The organism is Limnohabitans sp. Hippo4, from assembly GCF_003063605.1.
Classification (GTDB): Bacteria; Pseudomonadota; Gammaproteobacteria; order Burkholderiales; family Burkholderiaceae_C; genus Limnohabitans_A.
In genome coordinates this window covers 183,454-198,758 of the sequence record NZ_NESE01000005.1, presented here as the reverse complement: position 1 = coordinate 198,758, position 15,305 = coordinate 183,454, and the positions used below count along the sequence as shown (strand labels likewise).

At 47.7% G+C, this 15,305-nt stretch carries 8 protein-coding genes; 4 read left to right on the top strand and 4 right to left on the bottom strand.

What is annotated here, in order from left to right; genetic code table 11:
• Positions 1–526: 526 nt before the first annotated feature.
• A complete protein-coding gene (locus B9Z46_RS13280) occupies positions 527–1,447 on the top strand; it encodes a histone methylation protein DOT1-like protein (protein WP_158268440.1) in 921 nt (306 codons plus the stop codon).
• Between the two features lie 7 nt (positions 1,448–1,454).
• Here B9Z46_RS13280 and B9Z46_RS13275 read toward each other — a convergent pair whose 3' ends face one another.
• The 4 genes from B9Z46_RS13275 to B9Z46_RS13260 all read right to left on the bottom strand — a co-directional run bounded on the left by B9Z46_RS13275 (position 1,455) and on the right by B9Z46_RS13260 (position 9,831).
• Positions 1,455–5,675 (bottom strand): calcium-binding protein, encoded by a 4,221-nt coding sequence (locus B9Z46_RS13275; RefSeq protein ID WP_108257107.1) that lies wholly within the window; start codon positions 5,673–5,675, stop codon positions 1,455–1,457.
• A gap of 55 nt (positions 5,676–5,730) precedes the next feature.
• Positions 5,731–8,448 carry a PKD domain-containing protein gene (locus B9Z46_RS13270; RefSeq protein ID WP_146179267.1) on the bottom strand — a complete coding sequence of 906 codons (2,718 nt, stop codon included), beginning with the start codon at positions 8,446–8,448 and terminating at the stop codon, positions 5,731–5,733.
• Positions 8,445–8,849, bottom strand: coding sequence for a hypothetical protein (locus B9Z46_RS13265; protein WP_146179266.1), 405 nt, complete (start codon positions 8,847–8,849; stop codon positions 8,445–8,447). Before B9Z46_RS13265 ends, B9Z46_RS13270 begins: the two co-directional genes overlap by 4 nt.
• Positions 8,850–9,000: 151 nt before the next feature.
• On the bottom strand, positions 9,001–9,831 hold the full coding sequence (locus tag B9Z46_RS13260) for a DUF4214 domain-containing protein (RefSeq protein WP_158268439.1): 831 nt from the start codon (positions 9,829–9,831) through the stop codon (positions 9,001–9,003).
• Positions 9,832–9,995: 164 nt separating this feature from the next.
• Here B9Z46_RS13260 and B9Z46_RS13255 point away from each other — a divergent pair, with 164 nt between their 5' ends.
• From B9Z46_RS13255 to B9Z46_RS13245, 3 genes are read left to right on the top strand one after another with little or no spacing between them, the layout of a single operon-like run.
• Positions 9,996–11,633 (top strand): DUF1800 family protein, encoded by a 1,638-nt coding sequence (locus B9Z46_RS13255; protein ID WP_108257103.1) that lies wholly within the window; start codon positions 9,996–9,998, stop codon positions 11,631–11,633.
• Entirely contained in the window at positions 11,630–13,003 is a 1,374-nt protein-coding gene (locus tag B9Z46_RS13250) for a DUF1501 domain-containing protein (RefSeq protein ID WP_108257102.1), read from the top strand. The genes B9Z46_RS13255 and B9Z46_RS13250 overlap by 4 nt, the downstream gene beginning before the upstream one ends.
• The gene (locus tag B9Z46_RS13245; protein ID WP_108257101.1) at positions 12,996–15,074 is read left to right on the top strand and encodes a M10 family metallopeptidase C-terminal domain-containing protein; all 2,079 of its coding nucleotides are present in this window, start codon (positions 12,996–12,998) and stop codon (positions 15,072–15,074) included. Before B9Z46_RS13250 ends, B9Z46_RS13245 begins: the two co-directional genes overlap by 8 nt.
• Positions 15,075–15,305 lie beyond the last annotated feature (231 nt).

Sequence of the window (15,305 nt, the reverse complement as noted above, 5' to 3'; positions counted from 1 at the left end):
AATAATCGTTGATGATGCTGTTGAGCCAGACCCATCCTTCGGCTTCAATCTTTTTAACGAATACATCTTGCATCTGCACGTCCATGGGCACGCCAAGGATGGTGAAATGCAACTTTTGAAGGGTTTGTGAAACTGTGTTGGCCATAAATCGGAGATGGTGAAGAGTCGAAAATTGCGATAGGGCGTTTTGACTGAGAAATCAGTTGAAAAACGTTATCAAATATATGAAACACTATACATTTGTTACAGAAAAAATGTTGACCATTTATGGAATTAAGAATTAATTTAAGGGGAAACAAAAATTTGATTTTTCCTTCAAGTTTTGTGAATCAAATTTCTTTCTTCAACATGTCAACACAGGTGATTCGACGCAATGACAACTAAACAGCACAAACTCAGTGCAATCCGTCAATCAATGTTGACAACTTTGGAGGGCGGTCAATTCCACCCAAGAGAGCAGCTGTCAAATACGGCAGAACTGTCTTACAACGAATTTTTAAGCATTGGCCTGGCCTTAAGGGCGTGCTTGTTGGACAAACTGCGTCATGAAGAATTGATAGCCAGATTGAGGCCGCATGCCGATGTCATCATCGGCACCTTGCCGCCAGGCATTCAATCCCATGGATTGCTTCCAAAGAATAAAAAAGAAATCATTTCAAATATAAAATTAAAACATTTGAACGAATTTACAGATTCTCAAATTAGGCAGTGGATTGTCGACGACGGTAGCCTGGTCTATGGCGAACTAAGCGCTGTAGAGTTGGAAAGCTACTTTTCGGCTGTCAGCACATACCTTGAGCCGGGCTGTGAATTTGTCGATTTGGGTAGTGGCTTGGGCAAAGTGGTGATGACTGCCGCCTTGAGCTACCCATTTGGCCGTTGCAAAGGGGTTGAAATATTGGCCTATCGAGAGCGATTGGCTAGGGAAAGGTTCAGCCAATTGCTTCAATGTGGCCAAGAGGGTTTTGCGGAATTGCTTGCGCATAGCCAGCAATTAGACCCATCAGAAACCATTCCATTGCCATGGGGAAATGATCTAAGGGCTGTTCATCTGCTGACAATTCCAAGCCGAGTTGAATTTGAAGTAGGCGACATGTTTGACTGTGATGTCAGTCAAGCTGGCTTGGTGTTTATCTACAGCACCTGTTTTGGCGCTTTGATGGGCAAAATTGCAAACAAGATGGCATCAGAGTTGCCCGAGGGCGCTTTGGTGAGTTCCACCACCTATGCTCTGCACCATCCCTCGCTCACTTTGGTCAAACATTACCCCGCTAAGGCGTTGGCCTGGACGGATGTTTTTTTATACCGCAAGATTTCGAATATTAGCAACACAAACAAATGGCCAGAGCTTGAGCATATTCAAGCACCTGGCCATGTGGTGGACCTTCAAGAATGGGAGCAAAAAGCCAGAGATATGCTTTACCAACTTTCTTCGGAAGGCATTTAACTTCGCGTCAGTCCAAAATAAAGCAAGCGTTAGGCAGGCCGGTCGAAGCTGCAGACACAGTCATGCCAATCAAAATGGCAACGTCCGTGGCAGATGTCACGTCACCGGCTGCATCTAAGCTACAGAACGCAATGCGCGCATTTTCAGTGACTGAGCCTGCGTAAATGATCAAGACATTGCCTGTGTCACATGCTGTGAACAGGGTGTTGGCTGCAGCCAGGGCTGTGGCATTAGCAAAGTAGTGTCCTGTGAGGAACAAAACGTTTTGACCTGCCGCTGCTCCAGAAACGCCTGCGCCCACATCTGCTTCAGAAAAGATAACTCTATTCACAGTAGAAGCTCCAATGAAGCTTGCATTGGCAGTGAAATCTAAAAAATCATTAACGGTATTGCCAACGGTTGTACTTAATGTAATGGTGTCAATGCCATTGGCATTACCAGCAGCACTGCTAAATACGAAGGTATCTGCACCTGCACCACCGCTTAGAACGTCATTGCCTCCGCCACCGGTAATGATTTCAGCCAAGTCACCACCCGTAATGGTTTCGTCACCGCCGGTGCCGTTGTATTGAATGATGTTGAAGTCTGTACCAGCGCTAAGACCCGATACAAAAGTTTCACCAAGCCCAAGGTTCACGATCAATGTTTCTGTGCCGGCAGATGCGCCTGTCAACGTAATTGACTCGCCGGTTAATTGCGCACCCGTAAAAGTGGCTGTTTTGTTAGCTGCAACTTTGATGGCTTCGATTTCGTCAAAGCTTGCAGCAGTCATGGTGCTGAAGTCTGTTGTGGTGATGACAGACACTGTGTCTGTACCCGTTCCAGTAGAAGCTTCTGTAATGCTTTCACCAGAATCCACATCGTTGGTGTTGAAAATGTAGGTGTCACCATAATTGCCGCCACGAAGTATGTCAGCACCGGCACCACCATTGATAGTGTCGGCAAATTCAGAGCCAGTGATGGTGTCAGAACCGCCCAGTCCATTGATAGTAAGTGATGCTTCGTTAACTTCAACAGACACAGCGGACGCATTGATCGTATCGCCATTGGCTGAGCCGAGGATGACCAGGCTGTCTGCATCTGTACCGCCGCCCAACAAAGTAAACACTGGATTGGTGTTGAACATAGCTGCAGTAAGGGTCAGCGTTTCTGCCGCATCATTAGATGTATCCAAAGAAATTGCATCCACGCTGGTGAGGGTCACGGATTGCGTTGTGAGATCTAAGGATGAGTCAAATTTCAAGGTGTCGTAACCAATGCCGCCATTCCAAGAAAAGCCTTCGGCAATTGACACAGTCAGTGAATCACTGCCGCTGCCTGAACTGATGGTGTAGTCGCCTGTGGTGCGTGCCAAGGTGGAAATTTTGAAGACGTCATCACCAGCACCTGTGACCACAGTGCCAACTGTGCCCACCCCTGTTAACTCCAAAGTAATGCTTCCCGTGGCATCTGCTGCAGCTACATCGGTGGCAGTAACACTGCTGCCCAAATTAACGGGGGCAGATCCTGTGACGCGTAAGGTACCAGCAGCCAGGTTGATAAAGGAATTAGCTCTGAAACCTTGCATTCCGCTGGCGATGGTCAAGGTGGTGCCAGAAGCGGTTACAGGCCCAAGTGTTGAGTAGGTGTCGGCATCGTTGTTGGTCAGCGTTGCAGTGGCAAAGTCTGACAAACGGATACCACCATTGAGGTCGCCAGTTACGCCGGACACTGCATCGTCTTTGATGGAGATGCGAACTGTATTACCACCGGATGACGGTGTTTTAGCTTGGAGATCTAAGTCGTAAGACTGATCAGCAGCAGACACCACACTGGTATTAGAAGCTACGGTAATGATGTCACCCGTTGCCAAGTTTGTAGCCAATTCAAGATTGGCAATGTTGGCGGCTGAAAAATCTGCAAAGCCACCGTTATTGGTAATCAAAATATTAACTGTGCCTGTGGAGGTGTTGTTAACGGTCAATAAGTTATCGTCGAGTGAACTGCTTGTTGATGTGCCCAAGCCATCAATGTCATCTAAACCCACTTTAAGTGAAACGTTTTGCGTACCGCTGACATTGACAACGTTGACGTTAGGTGCTCCATTCAAATTCAATACGGTGGCAGCACCTCTGCCTTGCACGCTAACTGCGATGTTGTTCGTGTTGGTTGAAGTCAGAGTGGAGTTGATGACCGATGTTGATGTTGTATCAATGCCATCGCCAGAAAAAATGGTGACCAATTCAGCTGAGTTGGCAGTCACCAAAGCTTCCTCGTTGGCCAGAACAATAACCGTGTCTGCAGCATTTGCAACGACTGTGGCCTGACCTGCTGAAGTTACATTGACCGTACTTGCAGCATTGGCTGTCACTATAGTGTCAGTAGCAGTTGTCACTGTCACAGTGCCACTTGAATCTGTTGTAATTGTGCCCGCAGTATCTCGCGTAATTGTTGCTGTGGCATTTTTCAAAGCGCCATTAGCAGATTCCATCACCAAAGTTGCAGGAGATCCTGTGTATGTCAGGATGGCGTTGGCATCGCCATTAATGTTGACGTTGCTATATCGCGCAGTTGACGTTAAGTTCAACAAATTGGCGGCATTTGTAACAGTCAGATCAGTCACGACAGACGCCTGATTGGTGGCGTCAAAATTCACAGTACCGCTTCGGATGTTGTCTGCATTAAAAGACAAAGTTGTCACGCCTGCTGCACCAGCAAAAACAGATGTTACATTGACATTGATATTTTCAATGCCCACCACCACGGGAGTTGCTGTAATGTCTTCAACTGTACTTAAAGTTAAGACGTCGTGGTCGGCAGTGGATGTGTCCACTATGACATCGTCTGATCCGTAGGTAGTGTTGGAGGCTGTGACGATGTCGTTGCCGCCGGATACGCCCATGACTGTATCGTTCTCAGAACTCAGCCCAGTAGTCGTGCCTGCTAAATTCTGGATTGCAGTTAGTTGATCCTGAACAGCTTTAAGGTCCGCGGCAGCTTTTGCCGCTGCAGCATCGGTGATGACTTTGAGGTCTGCTGCTGTTTTTTGGTCTGCTGCCTTTTGAGCATTGACAGCAGAAGTGGTTGCTGCAATGGCGTTGGCCAGATCGGTTGCAGCTTTTGTGGCGGCAGCATCTGTCGCCACTTTGACATTTGCAGCGACGGCATCATCGATTATTTTTTGCTGAGCCATCACAAATGCATCATTTGCCGTTTTAATTGCATTGATGAGTTGTGTGTCAGTCATGTTACCTGTACCGGTCACCCCTAAATCTGAGGCGGTAGTTCGCAAAAAGGCAGTAATGGCTTGAGGATTGTCAATCGTTTTATCGACTGATACAGCAACTGTTTGGTTGTCTGATGCTTTGATCGCAGCCAAAATCTGCGTATCTGTCATGCTGTCGTAACCAGTAAGACCCGTAACAGCAGCCGCTGCCTTTAAATAAGCAGTGATGGCAGCGGCGTTGTCTGTTGTTTTGTCAACAGCAGCAACAGCAGCGGCTTTTTCAGACACTGCTTTGAGGGCTGCATCCGCAGCCTTTTCGTTGGCCGCTTTTGTTGCCGCGTTGGCATCGGCCAGGGCTTTGTCGGTGATTGTTTTTGTGGTTGCAGCATCTGCGGCAGCTTTATCTAAAGCTACCTTGAGATCGGCTGCCGCTTTGTCAGCCGCATTCTTTGCATTGGCTTCGTAAGTTACTTTTAACGCTGCAATTTCTGCAGCTTTGTCTGCTGCAGCCTTTGTTTCAGCAGCTGCCAGGGCTGCTGTAAGGTTGGTTGCAAAATTGGGGTTGACAGCTGCTAACGCATTGTTGATTGCAACTTGATCGGTATCTACGCCTGTAATTACGCCTACCAATTTGGTGATGTCACGTTCATTGGGGTTGGCGGTAGAGTATTGAGTTGCTGCATTGACTTTGATCGCAAAATTAAGAGCAATTAAGCCGTAATCATTTGCTGCACCTTCTTGGGCTTTTAAAAAGTCAATTGCAATGCTAGTAGCTTGCCCACGACCAATTGAAAACACCAATTCATCCAATGCGTGTTTAGCATCGGAGTAAACAGACATTGATCTTGTGACGCCCAAATTGGCGAGCAAATGCTCAACAAATTGAGCATCGGTGGCAATGTCTTGCTCCAAGATCAAACCTACAGCGTTTGCCAACGAGTTTGGATCTTTGGAAATTTGATTTGAGTATCCAGCAGCAGCAGCGTTAAACAGCGCTACGGAGATTGCATTCACGGTTGCCATTTGGACATTCCTTTATGGTTTAATTTTTTAAATTACAAGCGCAAAGTAATTTGCTTCACGGACTTGCAGTTACAGCAACAGTAACTTGTTGGCTGTCCAATCGACCATCGCTTACAACCAATGTGGCCACATAAACACCTGGTTGATCCGCATTGAATTTGGGTCTTGCCGCAGTGTTGTCTGTCAATACAGCCTGGCTGTTTGCAGGGCGGTATGTCAGTACCCAGCGATACAGAATCACATCACCATTTGGATCTGTACTGTTGCTTGCATCCAATGTCACTTGAGTACCTACCGTCACAGGCGCAACAGCGTTGACAATTGCAGTAGGCGCGAGGTTGGCTGCACCTGCCGTGATGGTGATGTAGCTGTAGTTGCTGGTCAACCGCCCATCACTCACTTGCAAACTCAAAACGTAAGTACCACTTTTATCTGCAGTAAATGAAGGCGATACTTTTGTACTATCCATCAACGAAGCTGAACTATTGGCAGGCTTTGACACCATGGCCCAGTTATAGCTAAGTGCATCGCCATCGGGGTCGGAGCTTGCAGCGCCACTCACAGAAACTAATAAACCCGTGACCACATTTTGATAGCTTCCGGCATTGGCTGTGGGCGCTCTGTTGGCGACAGTTGCCGATACTGTAGTCGTGGTTAATGTGCTGCTGAGCCTTCCATCTGAAACCACCAAGCTTGCAATGTAAATTCCTGCAGTATCAGCTGTAAATTTGGGCTTCGGTGTGGCGGCCTCAAGCAATTCTGCACTGCTGCCTGGTGGCTTGGCCACCAGCAACCATTGATAAGTCAACGTATCGCCATTTGGGTCGCTACTTGCCGAGCCGTCCAAGGTGACTTGGGTGCCAACAGAAACATTCTGTGCCAAGCCTGCATTTGCAGAGGGCGCTAAATTGACGTTCGCTGCTGTGACTGTTGTGGTCACTACAGGACTTTCAAGCTTGCCGTCGCTAACACTCAGACTTATCAAATACACACCCGAAACGTCAGGTGTGAATGTTGGCATTGCAGTTGTGTTGTTGGTTAGTGTTGACACACTGCTGCCAATGGGTTTTGTTACCAAAGACCATTTGTATGTTAAGGAATCGCCAGGGTTGGGATCAGAGCTTTTACTACCATCCAGAGTCACCAAGGTGTTGGTGATGACATTTTTGGGATCGCCCGCAACTGCTGTGGGTGCTTGATTGGCTGCTGAAGCAGTGACGGTGACAGTGACAGGCGCGCTGTCTACTTTTCCATCATTGACGATCAAACCGAACACATAAATTCCTGCGAGGTCGGCATTGAAAGTAGGCATCGCCATAGTCGTAGAAGAGAGAGCTGCTGAACTTCTATCGGGTTTTGCCAGTAAGGACCATTTATAGGTCAATGTGTCACCATCAAGGTCAAGACTCTTTGATGCGTCAAGGGTAATGGTTCCCAGAACTTCATTGCGGTTTGAACCCGCAGATGCTGTAGGTGGACGATTCTCAAGTGCTGCTGTAATGGTTGTGGTGGAAGGTGAGCTCTTCGCAAGCTTACTGTCCGTGACGACAAGCGTCACCACATAAGTACCCACAACATCCGCTTGGAATGTCGGTTTAGGTGAAGTTGCCTGCAACAATTCGGCTCTGCTCGTAGCTGGTTTTGAAACCATGACCCACATGAATCCCAATGGGTCGCCATCGTCGTCTTTGCTGTTGGTGCCATCCAATGTAACCAGGCCCAATTTCACATTTTGCGGAATTCCAGCAATGGCAACTGGTTCTGAATTTTTTGCAGAAACAGTGATGGTGGTTGCTGCAGCTTCACTGTCTAGCTTGCCATCGTTCACAATCAATGAGGCAACATAAGTTCCGGCAACATCGGGAATAAAAGAAGGTTTGGGCGTGGTGCTGTTAATCAGCAATGCACTGCTGCCACTTGGTCGAGTGATCAATACCCACTTGTAACTGATGAAATCCTTGTCTGGATCAGAGCTATCAGTGCCATCTAAAGTCACAGTTGTAGGCGTGGCTTTTAAGGAAATGTATTGCGCATTACCAGCTTTGGCGACAGGTTTTTTGTTTTCATTTGTGGCTGTGACAGTGACGACAGAAGCCGAGCTGTCGGCTTTGCCATCGTTCACGATCAAAATAGCTGAGTAGGTACCAGCAACATCTGCTGTGAATTTGGGATTTGGCGAAACCACAGAACTCAAAGTTGCGCCGCTACCTGAGGGTAAACTGCCCAAAGACCACTTGTAAGTGAGGCTGTCTCGGTTTGCATCTGAACTTGAGGTGCCATCCAAGGTCACTACGCTGCCTATGCTCACGCTTTGGTTATTACCTGCATTTGCTACCGGAGCTGCATTGCTTACGGTGGCATAGACATTGACGATAGAGGTTTGGCTGTTTGCTTTGCCGTCGTTTACCACCAGTGAAAATGTGTATGTGCCAGTAAGGTCTGCAGTGAACGTGGGTTTGGCAGACGTTGCAGACGACAACGCTGCCAAGCTACCCGCTGGCGCAGAGCTTAGTTGCCAAAGGTAGGTCAAAGATTGGTTGTTGATGTCACGACTGCCGCTGCCGTCTAGTGTGACGACCGAACCAGTGATGACATTTTGTGTAACGCCTGCGTTCGCAACAGGAGGCGTGTTGGATGCGCTACAACCACTGCCTGGCAAAATGCCCAAAACAGCCGAGCAACCCCCGCTACCGCCACCGCCACAAGCAATGAGCAAGGATGCAAGTAAGGTAACGAATGTAATGCGTAATGTATTTTTCATGGGTTTCTTCACTTGCAAAGAGAGTGGGTGATGTCGATGTTTTCAGGGTACCGAAGCCCTTTGTTGTTGTACAAATCAACAACGCCACCAATGATGCCGCCAGCCAAAATGTTTCCAGCCATTTCCCAAGATGGAAGTGCCGGTGCCTTGACCGTCAAAGGCTGACTGAACTGAGTTTTACAGGTAATTTCCAAGCCACGGTTGTCTCCTGCCACAGTTACCTGCCCTGGCGAGTTGAAAGTCCAACTGCCTTTGGAGTTTTCTGCACGGCAATAGGCTTGCACGGCCTTGCCCGCGCACATCACCCGTACGTTCAACTCTTGCGAGTCCTCATTTAACAGGCTGGCACATCCACTTAAATAGGTAATGGCCAAGCCCAATAAGGGTAATTTCAGGTTCTTTGGACAGGTCATGGCGTGTTCTGGCTTTCTGCAGTTGCTATTTCTCTGTCCGTTAATCGACACGAAATCCTGAAACTTGAGGAACTCAAGATTTCAAATTTCTGGCTAACTTTCAGACAAATGTCAGTCAAAATGGGTGCGGCAACGAATTGCCGCAGCAGAATTAAGCAAAATCTAAGCCGTGTTGAATCAATCCAACCAAATTAATGCGCTCCGCAGTTTGCTCGATGTGAGCCGCCGCAACAGCCAGTGCACTTTGACTAGTGCCTGTCTCAAGTAAATTGATGTAAGTGCTTGATTCTGAAGGACTTGGTGCCCTGCCCATGACATTCGAAAAAACTAGCTTTACAAAGTCTGCGTTGCTGCTTGAGCCGGCTAATGTGATGAAGGTAGGGGTGGCAAGGCCTAACGCCACGATGGCTTCGCTTGGATTTTTTTGATCTAGTAAGTTAATGACAATTCCAACAATGGCCTTGTCTTGAACAAAAGTAGGTCCTAACAAAGCGCCAATCAGCCTTGCCGCTTCACCGGCATTGCCGTTTTCGACGTCGAGCGCCACTTTGCCGTTGCTGAACTGCAGGCGTTCTATATTGGTAAGGTAATCGGTGTCGTCGCTGCCGGTGGGCTCGCTGACCACAAAGCGGTTGCCACTCTTATTGATGGTGTAGCGCTCTTGGGGGCCGCTGTAGACCACGGTGTCTAAGCCCAAACCGCCATCGAAGTAATCAGTGCCGGGTTGGCCCTTGATGGTGTCGTTGACCACCAGACTGACAGTTTTGTCCAAAAATTGGACCTGCTCGACATTGTTGAGTTGGGATCTTTCTGTGAGCGCGCTTGCACCTGAAAGGGCGTCAATGTATGTAACACCATTGTCAAACACAATTTTGAATTGAGACGCTCGTCCCACAATGACCACAGTGTCAAATCCCTCTCCGCCATCTACAAAGTCCCATCCACCGCCCGGGTAGATGGTGTCGTCGTCATTGGTTCCCACCAAAGTTTCTTTGGTACGGTTATGTAGGGTGCCTAAAATGGGATTAGGGTTTTTCACAAGATGCGATCATAAGTGAGATAGTCTAGAAAACACCAAGTTTCATCATGCACATTGTGATCAAGACTTTGGCACAATTCAAATATTCATAATGATCAGGCATTCTCATGCAGCGATTTATATTCAGTATTTACACTTCTGTCTTTTTGGCAACTTGTGCCCTAACAGGATGTGGGGGCTCTGGCAATGATGTGACAGCTAAAGCCAGTTTTGTGCCTTCAGAGGGTCAAGTAACAGTTGTCACAGCCAAACCAAACAATGTGAATGCCTACGCTGCGGCCCGGTTTTTGGAGCAAGCCTCTTGGGGGCCAACTCCAGCTTCTGTGGCTGAAGTGCAGCGCTTGGGCATTGAGGGGTGGCTCAACCAGCAATTAGGTCTGCGTGCTTCTGTGCTCAATGCGCCCAATTATGTGATTGATTACGACGACAGCAACAAAGCTGCCCAAGATTTGGCTTGGCAATGGGTTGATAAAAGCTTGTACGACGTACCTCTGAGCGGACAAGATCAGCTGCGTCAACGAACTACTTGGGCGCTCTATAACTTTATTGTGTTTGGCCAAAATGGTTTTGCTTTGGACAGAGTGGAGTATTTCAATGCCCTACAAAGCAATTCTTTGGGTACTTTCAAAGAGTTACTCCGTGTTGTAACGCTTCATCCAGCAATGGGGAATTTTTTGAACAACAATCAAAACTTAGCAAATAGCCCTAACGAGAACTATGCGCGAGAGTTGATGCAGTTGTTTTCAATTGGCTTAGTGAAGTTGAGTCAAGACGGTTCAATTTTGCGTGACGCGCAGGGTAAACCCATCGAAACCTATACGCAAGCCGATGTGATTATGGCCACCAAGGCGTTGTCGGGTTGGGAAAATGTGTGGGACAAAAGCTTGCCAAAAACCAACGGGGCCAATTTGAAGGTCCCCATGCGCATGCGGTCTTGGAAAGAAGCTCATGACATGACAGAGAAGGTGGTGCTGGGCACCAAGATACCGGCAGGCCAAAATGCAGAGAAAGATCTGGACAGCTTGCTCAATATTTTAGTAGCCCATCCTAACGCTGCACCGTTTGTTTCTAGACGTTTAATACAAAACTTGGTCACCAGCGATCCTTCTCCAGAATACATGACTCGCATTAGCAAAGTATTTGTATCTTCTGGTGGAAATTTGGCGCAAGTGGTTAAGGCCATTTTGTTAGACCCTGAAGCCAGGGCTGGAGATGACCCTACTCAGCAAATTGCCAGAGTTGGAAAAATCAAAGAGCCATTCCTGCATTATACCAATATGATGCGTGGCTTAGGATGTACTGCACCTGTGATGTCTCGTCGAGGTAACGGACAAGTTGTGACAGTTGGCACGCAAAGAATTTTTGCTGCGCCCAATGTTTTTGGCTATTTTGCGCCGAACCATAAAGCACCAGAGTCTCTAACGCCAGCGCCTGAACAAAAATTACTCCGATCCGACGAGGTGCGTCGAAGAATCAGTGCGGTTAGTTATGAGATGGAAGTGTTGAGTAATTTCACCAATTCAGGTTGTGAAATTGATTTATTTGTAAAAGCCGTAGACAAATCTGATGAAGCGCTAATTGCTTTAATGAGCGAACGATTTTTCAAAGGTGCGATGCCCGCCACTTTAAGGTTAGGCGCTAAGAACTTGCTGGCCAACGAATTGGCAACGCAAAACTCGGTACAAAAATTTGCTCGACTTCTAGAAGTATTGATCAGCACCCCAACTTTTGGAGTTGTCAAATGAATGCGCGTCGTGATTTTTTAAAGAAATTGTCAATGGCTGCAGGTGCTGGCGTTGGCCTGGGTGCTAGCCTTTATTCCATGAGCAGTTTTTCGGCCGGCCTTAACGGCTACAAGGCCTTGATCGTCATCCATTTGAATGGCGGTAACGATGCCAATGACGTGATAGTGCCCATGGATGCAGCGTATGCAGACTACGAAAAATCCAGACCTAGTATTGCTGTTAAAAAAACCGCATTGACACAACTATCTGGTAATCATTTAGGACACAGCATGGGCTTGAACTCTGCCATGTCGCCTTTGACCAGTGTGTTCAACAGTGGTCGTTTGGCTTTCTTGGTCAACGCAGGCGCATTGGTGAAACCTACCACTGCGGCTGACGTCTTGAGCGGTAAAGCTACATTGCCGCCATTCTTGTATTCACACCCAGAGCAATCTCAATATGTTCAAGGATGGATGGGGGATGAGGATCCCAGTGGCTGGGGTGGCAGGGCAATTGAGGCATTAGGTGGTAACGCGTCACTGAAGGCGCCATTGATCGCTTTGAGCAGTAGCAATGGCACTTTGGTGCTGGGTCAGCGTAGCCGAATTGTGAATGCAAATACTGGCAACTCAAGATATTTAGGCTCTGCCGATTTAACCGATTCAAATAATCGGTGGACACAAATCTTGGAGTCATTGACTCGTCTTCAATCTGCCACCAATGTGGAGGCGGAATACGCACGCACCTTCAGGGGGGCTTTTTTGGACACCAGAGAACTTGCTGTTGCAAGTAAGTCTGCTACCGAGCCAGCTGCCACATTCAAAGACACAGAAATTGGCAGGCGCATGAGGTTTTTTGCCCAGACCTTGCCTTTTTACAAGGCCAGTGGCTCAACGCGGCAAGTTTATTTCACAGAGTGGGGTAGTTTTGACACTCATGCCAACCAGCGCAACAGCAATGTCAACTCTGGAAATGCAGACCAAGATACGCAATTGGCTGACCTGGCAGATGCACTGGCGGCATTTGATAAAGCCATTTCTGCTGCGGGTATGGGCAATGAAGTGGCTGTGTTTGTTACCAGCGAATTTAATCGAACCTTAGACCCTGCTGCGGGCTTGGGGTCAGATCATGCCTGGGGCAGTCATTGGATGGTGATGGGAGGGCAAGTGAACGGTGGCAAACTTTATGGAGACAAGTTTCCTTCTCTTGTCTTGGGTGGTGTAGATGATGCACACAATGGTAAGCGTGGATATTGGGTGCCTCAAATGTCCAGCGATCAAGTAGCCGCTGATTTGCTAATGTGGCTTGGCTTGCCACAAGACAAATTAACCGAAGTCATGCCTAACTTGAAGAACTTCGTGAAGAAAAATGTGGGGTTCATGAATGGCTGATCTTTATTTGACAGATGCGGATGACACCCTTGATTACGAAAAAGGCAAACCTTGGATCACCATCAGGGCGCAGAAGGGTGACGACAAAATTACCATTCACGGCAATGCTAAGGTATTGGGTGGCGCAGGTAACGATACGATTACCAACGATGTATTCGATGGCATCAGCGGCGGCGTTGTTTATTGGGATTCCCCGGCGGCAATTTATGTCGATCTTGAGGCTGGCTATGCCCTTGATGGATATGGCACTCGCGATACGCTTATCAACGTTCGCGATTTAGATACGAGCGGTAGAGATGGCGATGTCGTTCTGGGTTCGGTTAAGGCTGACAGCATTTGGCTGAATGGTTTTAATTGGACCAACCGACAGCCTGGCTCGGCAACCCTAGATTTGCGATCAGGCATAGATACCGTTAATTTACACGGCAGTGTTCGATCTGATTTTCAGATTGAAGCATCGGCTGATGCCAGAACAGTGAAGCTAAAAGGCAAGAATGGTTATTCTGCAACATTGACGAATGTTGAGGCAATACGTTTTCGCGAAGTGTTGGCTGACGGTACTTACCGGGACGAGTTCGTTAACGTTAAAGATTTAGTTGATTTTTCCAAGGTAGGACCAGCAACTCTGATTGAAAAACCAACTGATGGGTGGAGCAACGGAACATCAAAGTCACTTACTTTTAGCTTTATGAGTGCTTCACCCTCCTATGGGGGGGCAGAGGGAGGCAATGGCTTTATGGTGCCCAACGATGCGTACAAATTAGCGGTCAACATGATTTTGGGACGGCTATGGTTAGAAACTGGCTTGTCCTTTACAGAGGTGCCAGATTCAGCCGCCTCGTATGGCCAGCTGCGATTTGGTGCCAATCAACAAACTGCTACCAAGGGCTACAGCTTTGTTCCAGGCCAAACAGCAGATGCAAGAGCGGGTGATGTTTGGCTTGATTTAGAAACTTTGCAGTTGTTGTCGCCTGGTCAAGAAGGTTGGGAAGTGCTGCTGCACGAAATTGGACATGCCTTAGGTATGTCCCATCCTAAAGCGGAGTCAACAGGTAGCTCTTCAACGGTGCTACTCGATGAGTGGAATGACAACGGCTATACCGTGATGTCGTCTTTTCAGTCTCCAAGTAAGTTGTGGCAATCATGGTTTGGTGTTTTGGACATTCAAGCACTGCAATCTTTGTACGGAACAGGTAGGCCCTTGGCAACCGGCAATGACACGTATGTGTTTGATAACAGCCAAGGCAAAAGCCTTAGTACTTTGAGGGATGCTGGTGGTACCGATATTTTGGATTTGTCCAAAAACTCTTTGGGTGCATTTGTTGATTTAAAGCCTGGTGGCTTTTCATCTATTGGCATTACTTCACAAGGCTATGGTGCTTATAACAACGTATTCATCGATCCAGCCACGACCATTGAGAACATCATCGGAACGCCATACGACGATGTGGTGTTCGGCAATGATGTGAACAACATCATCTATGAATGGGGTGGCAACGATGTCATTGATGGCCGAGGTGGAGTTAACACGGTTGTTTTTGCCGGAAAACGCGCTGACTACAGCATCAACCCTTCTGAAGTTGCAAAGCATTGGTTGGTAGAAGGTAAAAATGGTGCGATTGGCAGCGACGACCTGACCAATGTGAAGCTGCTTCAGTTTACCGATGCCAAGGTTTCCTTGGATGTGGCGGGCAATCCGGCCATGGCAGCCAAATTGATTGGGGTGATTTTGGGCGGGCAATGGGTGAGCAATTTGTTCATTGCAGGTTTGGCATTGAGTGTGTTGGACAGTGGCAGCTCACCTGCTCAACTGGCCAAATTGGGTCTTGAATCTGCCATGTTTGTAGGCATGGCGGGTTCGGCGGGCAACAGGGATTTTTACAATTTGGTTTATAAAAATGTCTATGGTGTGCTGCCCGATGTCAACACTTTGCAGTCAGTCGTGGCGCAGCTGGACTCGGGTGCTAAGTCGCCTGCCGACATGGTGCTGCAAATGCTGGACAGCCCTCAAAACCTGAAAAACATCGATCTGGTGGGCATTCAGCAACACGGCTTTGATTATTTAAGCTGAGTTTTTAGCGGCGCCCAAGTGGTTTCTGGCTCAAAAGCCAAATTAAATTGTGGCTGATGAAAAATTCATATAAGAAGTGGTTAAAATCCTTCCTATATGAATTCTGTCATTCGAGTTCCACTCAATACCAATCCTGAGCAACTGGCTCGGTTGGAGGCTTTGCAAATTGAATTTGCCAAGGTCTGTAATGTGTTGGCACCAGAAGTAAAGAGCAGCAGGGTTTGGAACCGA

Excerpts from the sequence above, each read along its gene's own strand:
- B9Z46_RS13275 (WP_108257107.1), bottom strand. The coding sequence starts at position 5,675 with ATGGCAACCGTGAATGCAATCTCCGTAGCGCTGTTTAACGCTGCTGCT.
- B9Z46_RS13265 (WP_146179266.1), bottom strand. The coding sequence starts at position 8,849 with ATGACCTGTCCAAAGAACCTGAAATTACCCTTATTGGGCTTGGCCATT.
- B9Z46_RS13255 (WP_108257103.1), top strand. The coding sequence starts at position 9,996 with ATGCAGCGATTTATATTCAGTATTTACACTTCTGTCTTTTTGGCAACT.
- B9Z46_RS13250 (WP_108257102.1), top strand. The coding sequence starts at position 11,630 with ATGAATGCGCGTCGTGATTTTTTAAAGAAATTGTCAATGGCTGCAGGT.
- B9Z46_RS13245 (WP_108257101.1), top strand. The coding sequence starts at position 12,996 with ATGGCTGATCTTTATTTGACAGATGCGGATGACACCCTTGATTACGAA.